The 1,846-nt window shown below is 58.8% G+C and carries 2 protein-coding genes; one reads left to right on the top strand and one right to left on the bottom strand.

Features of this window, described 5'->3' with window-relative positions; translation table 11 throughout:
* Positions 1–314 precede the first annotated feature (314 nt).
* Positions 315–1,142, bottom strand: a complete 828-nt coding sequence (locus VHD36_05350) for an SDR family NAD(P)-dependent oxidoreductase (GenBank protein HVU86723.1) — start codon at positions 1,140–1,142, stop codon at positions 315–317.
* Between the two features lie 522 nt (positions 1,143–1,664).
* Between VHD36_05350 and VHD36_05345 the strand changes: the two genes are divergently transcribed.
* Positions 1,665–1,835, top strand: coding sequence for a hypothetical protein (locus VHD36_05345; GenBank protein ID HVU86722.1), 171 nt, complete (start codon positions 1,665–1,667; stop codon positions 1,833–1,835).
* Positions 1,836–1,846: the final 11 nt, after the last annotated feature.

Here is a 1,846-nt window from a genome sequence, read left to right as displayed (position 1 = left end):
GCAGCCCGCATGAAGTCGACGAACTCGCTTTCGTTCATCGTCGAAGGAACTGCGAACTAGAGCTTCGATTGCCCACGAACGAGGTGCATCTGCTTCGGGAGGTCGCTTCAATTGCGACCTCTCTCTGATGGCCAAAACTGGTCGCGAACGCATGACGCGGCTGCCCTAACCGTCAAGTTGGTCGACGTAGCCGTCTATGCCGCCATGTCGGCTATCGGGGGAACTGCGAACGTGCCCGACATCGCCAAGCCGACCTGAATGACCCGTAGCGCTCTCAGTCCCGTCGCATATAGAATTTGATGATTGCGGTCGGTTCAATCGCCTGGCTGCAGTCGGTAACGTTCGGCAGGACTCGCCTGCATCGCAGCGCTGCGAAAGACGGCAAGTTGCGAGTCGTTTAAGCCGTGCCATAAATTTGGATCGGCGAGACCGGGAATACAGACAATTTCATTTTGTGCAAGGGCCGCGAGGGATGCAGAAACGACGTCGGCGGCGCTCATGGCTGGCGGCTGTTTGCTCATATCGATTGTTTGTGCGGCATGAAAATCCGTTTCAATTCGACCCGGTACACAGACTTGCATGCGTACTCCTGTACCCTTGATCTCTCCTGCAAGAGTTTGAGTGAAAGCCAAAAGGAACGCCTTGGCTCCAGCGTAGACAGCGCGCGGCGGCAGAGGCGATGTCGGCAAAGTGTTCGCGAGAGCCAAAAGCCCAGAGACGTTAATGACGCCGCCATGGCCGCGGCGGATCATGCCGGGCAGCACCGCCCGCGTGGTGCGTGCCACCGCACGGACATGGATGCCGACTAGTTCGTCGATGATTTTGGGCTCTACTGATGAAAACGGGTAATAGCCCGCAAACCCGGCTGTATTCACCAGCAGTGTCATTGCATCGTTGTTGGCGAGCACCGCTTCAACCTCGCCAAGCGCAGCGGTATCGTTCAAATCGGCGCGTATAACCGTGACCTGTATACCATGTGTTTGTTGCAAATGGCTGGCCACCTGTTGAACCCGGTCCAATCGCCGCGCCACAAGGACGAGGTCGTGGCCGTCGCAGGCGAGCCGTTCCGCAAAGGCCATCCCGAGACCACCGGAAGCGCCGGTCACTAACGCACAAGCCCGTCCTGAAGCAACACTTGTCATGTGACCCTCCAACAAAGTCGAGAGAGGATAATCCCAAGGAGTAGTCTTAGCACAATTGCACTAAAGCCGCTGCGCCTCTTCGTCGGTGAACTAAGCCGTTAGGAGGACGTCGGTTCGTGTCCAGTTTTTCGGTTGCCGGCATGACTGGGATATCCACGCGCTGATGCGGCCGGCGACCGAAAAGCGCCAAGGCACGAAATCGCGGCGGGAGGTCGAGGGGCAGCGATGCCGCGGGCTATGGGGATTTAGCCGCGCGGTTTGATCTGAATCGAGCAGGCGTGAGGATTGCGCGGCTGGTTCTGGCGTCTGAGATGATGCTGATGCATGTCGGGACGGCATTTGCGGATGGCGATTCGGACCGCGGTGGACGGGCAATTACGCAGACGAGCGCAAGATCGGGCGCGGCACGAGCGACATTCTTTGGTGCCGCCGTTATTGATGAGCCATTGCTGGGTGCCTCCGGATGCGGGATCGAGGTTGTCGCCGTGGCAAATTTCACCAGCAACGGCACCGACGGGATCCTTGTGGTACGATCCCAACACTGGCGATACCGACGAATGGAAGATTTCCAACGGCCAATGGGCCGGCAGCGTCGACCTCGGGACCCATCCCGGCAGCTTCCAGATTGCGGGGGCCAAGGCCTTCGTCAACGCGAACAGCACTAGCGACGTCCTCTGGCAGGCGCACTCCTGACACTATCGGTC

The organism is Pirellulales bacterium (genome assembly GCA_035546535.1).
GTDB lineage: Bacteria > Planctomycetota > Planctomycetia > Pirellulales > JACPPG01 > JACPPG01.
The sequence above is the reverse complement of the archived record's forward strand: the minus strand, read 5'-3'. Positions and strand labels throughout refer to the sequence as shown.

Bases quoted from the DNA above. Each gene is read 5' to 3' on its own strand.
- VHD36_05350 (HVU86723.1), bottom strand. From the start codon at position 1,142: ATGACAAGTGTTGCTTCAGGACGGGCTTGTGCGTTAGTGACCGGCGCT.